The 7,639-nt window shown below is 25.9% G+C and carries 5 protein-coding genes and 1 pseudogene; all 6 read right to left on the bottom strand.

Annotated elements, in window-relative coordinates; all coding sequences use genetic code 4:
* Positions 1–362, bottom strand: a pseudogene (locus AB668_RS02080) (transposase); the annotation flags it as partial.
* Between the two features lie 295 nt (positions 363–657).
* Positions 658–1,287, bottom strand: a complete 630-nt coding sequence (pgmB, locus tag AB668_RS02075; RefSeq protein WP_050517412.1) for a beta-phosphoglucomutase — start codon at positions 1,285–1,287, stop codon at positions 658–660.
* Positions 1,277–3,061: a glycoside hydrolase family 13 protein gene (locus AB668_RS02070; RefSeq protein WP_050517411.1), complete on the bottom strand. Its 1,785-nt coding sequence runs from the start codon at positions 3,059–3,061 to the stop codon at positions 1,277–1,279. The genes pgmB and AB668_RS02070 overlap by 11 nt, the downstream gene beginning before the upstream one ends.
* Positions 3,062–3,229: 168 nt before the next feature.
* Positions 3,230–5,008, bottom strand: a complete 1,779-nt coding sequence (locus AB668_RS02065; RefSeq protein ID WP_050517410.1) for a glycoside hydrolase family 13 protein — start codon at positions 5,006–5,008, stop codon at positions 3,230–3,232.
* A gap of 172 nt (positions 5,009–5,180) precedes the next feature.
* Positions 5,181–6,956 carry a glycoside hydrolase family 13 protein gene (locus tag AB668_RS02060; protein WP_050517409.1) on the bottom strand — a complete coding sequence of 592 codons (1,776 nt, stop codon included), beginning with the start codon at positions 6,954–6,956 and terminating at the stop codon, positions 5,181–5,183.
* Between the two features lie 191 nt (positions 6,957–7,147).
* The coding region (locus tag AB668_RS02055; RefSeq protein ID WP_152908028.1) for an IS1634 family transposase at positions 7,148–7,639 on the bottom strand (492 nt) is incomplete at its 5' end.

The raw sequence follows: 7,639 nt of genomic DNA, 5'->3' as shown, positions 1-7,639 counted from the left end.
CATCTTATCAATGCAATAACATAAAGCTTTAAGGCAGTTACATCATCAAAATGTTTCAATAATTTTTCTAAAATATCTTCACTGTTTTTTGTAAATATTGCAACGTTTCCATACTCTTTAACATCAGTACCTGTTTCGATTAATTCTTTTTTCTTTTTTGATCTTTGACCAACTGGAATTGGTGTTTCAAAAGGTACAAATTGAAAATCTATTATTTCACCAACTATTTCCAGATCAACTGGTATAGCTTTTCCGTTAACGTATTTACTAGTTCTTTTTACAACTTTATATTTTCCAAAATAATCTTTTACAACTGTGTTTTTAGGTCTTGCAACCTGTCTTATTTCTAAAGGTATCGCCATTTTATCTCTCTTTTCCTTTTATATAGCATTATATCTATATTATAACATAAAAAAAGACATAAAATAATAGTTTTTTTTAACTTATTCCATGTCTGTTTAAATTAATTTTAAGTAATTGTTCATGCTTGATCTTATACATTTTAAGGTTATTTATAAAAAACTGCTTAATTTTCAAGTTTTTCTATAGTCATATTAGGTAGAACTTTTATATTATAACATTAAAAATATGAAAAACCCCTTTTCTGAAATCTAAGTTTCGGTTACGGGGTTAATTTTTTATAAGTTATAGATTTTATTAGCTTAATAAATCAATTGATAATTCTTCTGTAGATTTAATTGAAATATCAGCATTAATTCCAATACCAATACATTTGATTTGAGCTGCTTTAGAAGCAAGATAACCGGCGTTTGCATCTTCAACTACAACGCATTGATCAACATCTAAGTTCAATAACTCAGCACCTTTTAAAAAGATATCGGGAGCAGGTTTAGTGTTAATAATTTTAGATGGATCAACTAATTGATCAAAATAACTAAGTAACTCTAATTTAGTTAGAATATTTTTAGCATTATGACTAGCACTACCTAAACAAATTTTAATATCATTAGATTTTAATTGTTCAATAAATTCTAATACACCAGGCAGTATTCAAGAGCGATCAACTTTTTTTAATCCTTGTTTGTATAAATTATTTTTATATTCTAATAATTCATTAAACTTTTCTTGACTAATTTTAATATCATAAGTTTTTAAAATTAAATCAAGTGAATCAGCTCTTCCTACTCCTCTTAATTTATCTAAAAAACTTTTATCTAAATTATCAATACCAACTGTTTTAACAGCTTGTGCTCAAGAATTGAAATGTAATGGTGCAGTATCTGTAATTACTCCGTCTAAATCAAAAATTACACCTTTAATCTTCATTTTTAAATCTAAACACTTTCATTGATAATGGTTTTAGAGTAACTACATCAGTTGTTTCAACTTCATCTGATAATAAATCAACATGACCTTTTAGTTTAACGTGATCAAGTTTTAATTCTCTATCAGCATTATTCGCCATAATTAAATATTTATCATACATTCCAATTTTAAAGTACTCTAGATAATGTTCATCAGCTTCAACATTAGAAAATTCGAAATATCCATATGATCCTAATACTGGGTGTTCTTTTCTAAGTTTACATAGTTTTTTCATATGATTGAAAATATCCATATTTCATTGTGATTTATCTCAAATCATACATTTTCTACAATCTGGATCATTTTCTCCATTAAGTCCGATTTCATCACCATAATAAATACTTGGAGCACCAATAAATGTAAATAAAATAGAATACGCTAATTTAAATCTATCTATATTATCTTTACATGCTGTTAACAATCTAGTAGTATCGTGACTATCTAAACAGTTAAACATTCCAGGTAGAACATTCATTGGATAACGAACAAAGTAATTATTTATACGATCTTTGAAACGTTGAGTTGATATATGTCTTCTAGCAATACAATCAATAATTGAACGAGTTAACACATAGTTCATAACTCCATCAAATTGATCACCTTGTAATCAAGCATTTGAGTCATTTCAAATTTCACCTAAAATAAATGTTTTTTGTTCTTTGTTAACAATTCTTCTAAATTCTCTTCAGAATTTGTGACCTACTTCATTGGCAACATCTAATCTTCAAGCATCGATATCAAACTCTTTAACTCAGTATTCAGAAACTTTTAATAAATATTCTCTAACTTCAGGATTTCCTGTATTTACTTTTGGCATGAATCCAGTAAATGCAAATGTATAATATGGAAGTTTTAGATCTGTATTTTCAGTTAAAGATTCATCCATTCTTTCAACAGGAAACTTGTTAATATAGAATCAATCTTTATATTTTGATTTTTCTTGATTTTCTAAAACATCTTGTCAGAAAGGATGTCAATATCCAAAATGATTAAACACTGCATCTAACATCACTTTAATTCCACGTTTATGACATTCATCAACTAGTTTTTTAAATGTTTCTTTATCTCCAAAGTTTGGATCAATTTCAAAATAATCAATTGTGTCATATTTATGATTTGTTTTTGCTTTAAAAATTGGACATAGATATAATCCATTTATTCCAAGTTCAACTAAGTGATCTAAATGATCTATAATTCCTTGTAGATCTCCACCAAAGAAATTAGTTCTTGTAGGTTCTGTTGAATTTCATTCTAATGTATTTTCTGGATTTATTGATGGATCACCATTTGCAAATCTTTCAGGAAAAATTTGATATCAAATAGTGTCTTTAACTCATTTAGGAAGATTAGTGATATCTTCAGCATTCATTCAAGGGAATCTAAATTGGTTTTCGTTTTTAATTATGTCAAAAAGTTCAATTGGATAAACTGTTCTTTCATTATATAAACATTTATCACCATCAACTCCAATTAGTTCAAAAAAGTAACATAATCTTTTGAATTTAGGGAAAAGTTCAATAAATCAGAAATCATAAATTTCAGTAGTTCTAACTTTTCTCATACGTGTTGCTTTCATATCGTTATCTCAATTAAAAGGATCACCATGGTGAACAAGTGCTTCTTTTAGATCGTCTTTTTTAGTTCTTAAAAGTAAGTGAACCGTGTTTTCATCATAACAATAAGCCATATTTGATTTTGGAATATGTAAAATGGCTGATTTCTCAATTAATTTCATTTATCTATTATTCTCCTTATAAATAAAATATTTATTATGTTTTATTGCACGCATTAGCTTTTTTAAAATACGTAACTATTAATTATTTTAATGATAATAAATTTTTTTTAAATAATTATCCAAATATAAATAATATTTTTAAATAAAGTGTCATTAACTTGAAACGTTTTACTTTAGCTTAAAGATTTTTGCTGAAAGTGGTTTTAAATTAACAACATTACTTGTTTGAACTTCATCAGTTAGTAGTTCAATTTTATTTTCTAAATCTAAATGATCAATAGTCAATGTTTCACTTTCTGAGTTATTAATCATTACAACATATTTGTTTTGTTTATCGAATCTAAAGTATTCTAAATAATCTTGTGAAATATTAGATTCAGCAAATTCTAAATCTCCATATGATCCTAATACCACATGTTCTTTTCTAAGTTTAACTAGTTTTTTGATGTGATTTAAAATATCTAAGTTTCATTGTGATTTATCTCAGATCATACATTTTCTAGAACCTGGATCATGTTCACCATCAATTCCAATCTCATCTCCATAATAAATGCTTGGAGATCCAATAAAAGTAAATAGAATTGAGTATGCTAATTTATATCTATCTATATTATTTTGACATATAGTTAAAAACCTAGCTGTGTCATGACTATCTAAACAATTGTACATTGCAGGTAGTACATTTGCTGGATATTGCACTAAAAAACTATTAATATGTTCTTTAAACTCATCTGTTGAGATATTTCTTTTACCAACATAATCAATAATTGAACTAGTTAGTGTGTAATTCATAACTCCATCAAATTGATCACCTTGTAATCAAACATTAGAATCATTTCAAATTTCACCTAAAATATATGTTCTTTTTTCTTTATTTACAACTTTTCTGAAATCTCTTCAAAAATCGTGACTTATTTCATTTGCAACATCTAATCTTCAACCATCAATTTCAAACTCTTTAACTCAATACTCAGAAATATCTAATAAATACTTTCTAACTTCAGGGTTCGCAGTGTTTAACTTTGGCATGAATCCAGTGAATGAAAATGCGTGATATGGTAAATTTAGATCTTTATTTTCAGTTAAAGATTCATCCATTCTTTCAACAGGAAACTTGTTAATATAGAATCAATCTTTATATTTTGATTTTTCTTGATTTTCTAAAACATCTTGTCAGAAAGGATGTCAATATCCAAAATGATTAAACACTGCATCTAACATCACTTTAATTCCACGTTTATGACATTCATCAACTAGTTTTTTAAATGTTTTTTTATCACCAAAGTTAGGATCGATTTCAAAATAATCAGTAGTGTCATATTTATGATTTGTTTTTGCTGTAAAAATTGGACATAAATACAATCCATTAACTCCAAGTTCGACTAAATGATCTAAATGATCAATAATTCCTTGTAGATCTCCACCAAAGAAATTTTTATCAGTTGGATCTGCAGAATTTCATTCTAATGTATTTTCTGGATTTATTGATGGATCACCATTTGCAAATCTTTCTGGAAAAATTTGATATCAAATAATATCTTTAACTCATTTAGGGTGTTTATTGATATCTTCAGGATGCATTCATGGAAATCTGAATTGATTTTCAATTCTAACTTTTCAATAATACTCTATTGGATAAATTGATTTTTCATTATATAAACATTTATCACCATTAACTCCAGTTAACTCAAAAAAGTAAGCTAAACGTTTGTATTTAGGATAAAGTTCAACAAATCAAAAATCATAAATATTATTAGATCTAATTTTTTTCATATAACTCGGTTTTAGATCATCATCTCAATTAAAAATATCTCCATTATGAACAATTACTTCTTTTATATTATCTTTTTTAGTTCTTAAAAGTAAGTGAATAGTATTTTCATCATAACAATATGCCATGTTTGATTTTGGGATATGCAAAATAGCTGATTTCTCAATTGTATTCATTTAAGATCTCCTTATATATAAATTTATATCTTGATATCACTTTTTGTTTTTAGTAAAGTTGTAGTTACTATTTATTTTAATAATATAATACTAGAATAATTACTTATAGCATAAGTTTTTTTAAAATTAAAAAATGCTAGGTTAACTAGCATTTAAAAATTATTAATATTTTTTATTTTAGCTTAAAGATTTTCATAGAAAGTGGTTTTAAATTAACAACATTACTTGTTTGAACTTCATCAGTTAGTAGTTCAATTTTGTTTTCTAAATTGAAGCGATCAATATCTATTGATTCTTTATCAGAGTTATTAATCATTACAATATATTTATTATCTTTATCAAATTTAAAGTATTCAACATATTGTTTTTCATTGTCAGTTACACCAAATTCTAATAATCCATATGATCCTAATACTGGGTGTTCTTTTCTAACTTTACATAGTTTTTTCATATGTTCAAAAACATCCATGTTTCATTTTGATTTATCTCAAATCATACATTTTCTATTTCCAGGATCATGTTCTCCATCAAGTCCGATCTCACTACCATAATAAATACTTGGAGCTCCACTTAATGTAAATAGAATCGAGAATGCTAATTTAAATCTATCAACATTATGACCACAAGAGTTTAATAATCTTGGAGTGTCGTGACTATCCATACAGTTTAACATGTTTGGAATTACATTTGCTTGATACATAGTTAAAAATTTAACTATTTTGTTTTTAAAGTGTTCTGGACTCATATGTCCAACAGAAAATCCAACCACAGGACCAGTTAATACATAATTAGTTACTCCATCAAATTGATCACCAAATAATCAAGGATTTGAATCATATCAAATTTCACCTAGAATATAGATTTTTTTAATTTTGTTTAATTCTATTCTAAATTCTCTTCAAAAACTATGATCAACTTCGTTTGGAGCATCTAATCTTCAACCATCGATATCGAAGTTTTCAACTCAATATTTACCAACACCTAAAAGATATTTTCTAACTTCAGGATTTCCTGTATTTAATTTTGGCATATCTCCAATAAATGAGAATGTGTGATAACTTAGATCTAAGTGATCGATATTTTGTCATTCTAAGTGCATTTTTGGAACAGGGAATCTTTTAATGTGGAATCAATCTTTGTATTTTGATTTTTCTTGATTTTCTACTACGTCTTGTCAGAAAGGATGTCAATAACTAACGTGATTAAACACGGCATCTAACATAACTTTAATTCCACGTTTATGACATTCATCAACTAGTTTTTTAAATGTTTCTTTATCTCCAAAGTTTGGATCGATTTCAAAATAATCAAGTGTGTCATATTTATGATTTGATCTAGCTTTAAATATAGGACATAGATATAATCCATTAATTCCTAATTCAACTAAATGATCTAAATGATCAATAATTCCTTGTAAATCTCCACCAAAGAAACTATCTGATCCAGGATTAACACTTGCTCATTTTAATGTGTTAGGTGGATTTATTTCTGGATTACCGTTTGCAAATCTTTCAGGAAAGATTTGATATCAAATTGTGTCTTTAACTCAATCAGGTGCTTTATAAACATCTTCTTTATTCATTCAAGGGAATTTAAATTGAGAATCATTTTTAATTCAGTCAAATGCACCAAAATCATGAACTCCGTTTTGATTTAATAAACATTTATCTCCATGAACTCCAGTTAATTCAAAAAAGTAAGCTAATCTTTTGTGTTCAGGATAAATTTCAACAAATCAGAAGTCATGAATATCTGTGCTACCGATTTTTCTCATTTCTACTTCTTTTAAATTATTTCCTCAATTAAAAGGATCTTGATAATAAACTTTAGCATGAGCTAAATCATCTTTTTTAGTTTTTAAAAGTAAGTGAATAGTATTTTCATCATAACAATATGCCATGTTTGATTTTTGAATATGTAATATTGATGACCATTCAATTTTATTCATATTAATACTCCTTATTTAATTGTTAATTTTTATAATATAAATTTATTTTATATTATGATTACTCAATAATTAACACAATATTTTATTCCAGACTCAATAATTAACACAATATTTTATTTCTTCCTACGTTTCCCACTTTAAGCATAAAAATAACAGTTTAAACTTATAAACCTAAATTTATAAGTCAACTGTTATTTTTTTAAAACTTCTAAAAGAGTGTGATAAGTATCTCAACTTTCTTTTAACTCATCATTAAACACTTGTATTGTTTCTGTTTTTTGTTTGTTTACAAATACCTCAATTTCTTTGACATCCTTAATAACGTTAATCATTTTATGTTCAGTAATTCTATCTTTACCTTGCAATTCTAATCTAGAATTTAAAAGATAAATTACATAATTTAAAAATACTAAAGATACAAAACATAGACATATATATCCAACAATATGATTTCATGTTGATAGATACATTGGACGAAGTGACAATTTACCTTTTAACGTTTTAAAATTAGATTCAATTTGTCACTGTTTTGAATATAAATTTACAATATCAACTACAGATAAATCAGTTCTATTTGTTTCATAAACATAATATCCATCGTATTTTTCATCTTCATTTATTTTTGCTACATCCAATTCATAAAAAACATCTTTATTTACAGGTTTAAAAAACTTATATTTTTT

This window comes from Mycoplasma sp. HU2014 (assembly GCF_001199495.1).
Taxonomy (GTDB): domain Bacteria; phylum Bacillota_I; class Bacilli_A; order Mycoplasmatales; family Mycoplasmataceae; genus Mycoplasma.
This window is presented reverse-complemented; position numbering and strand designations above follow the sequence as displayed.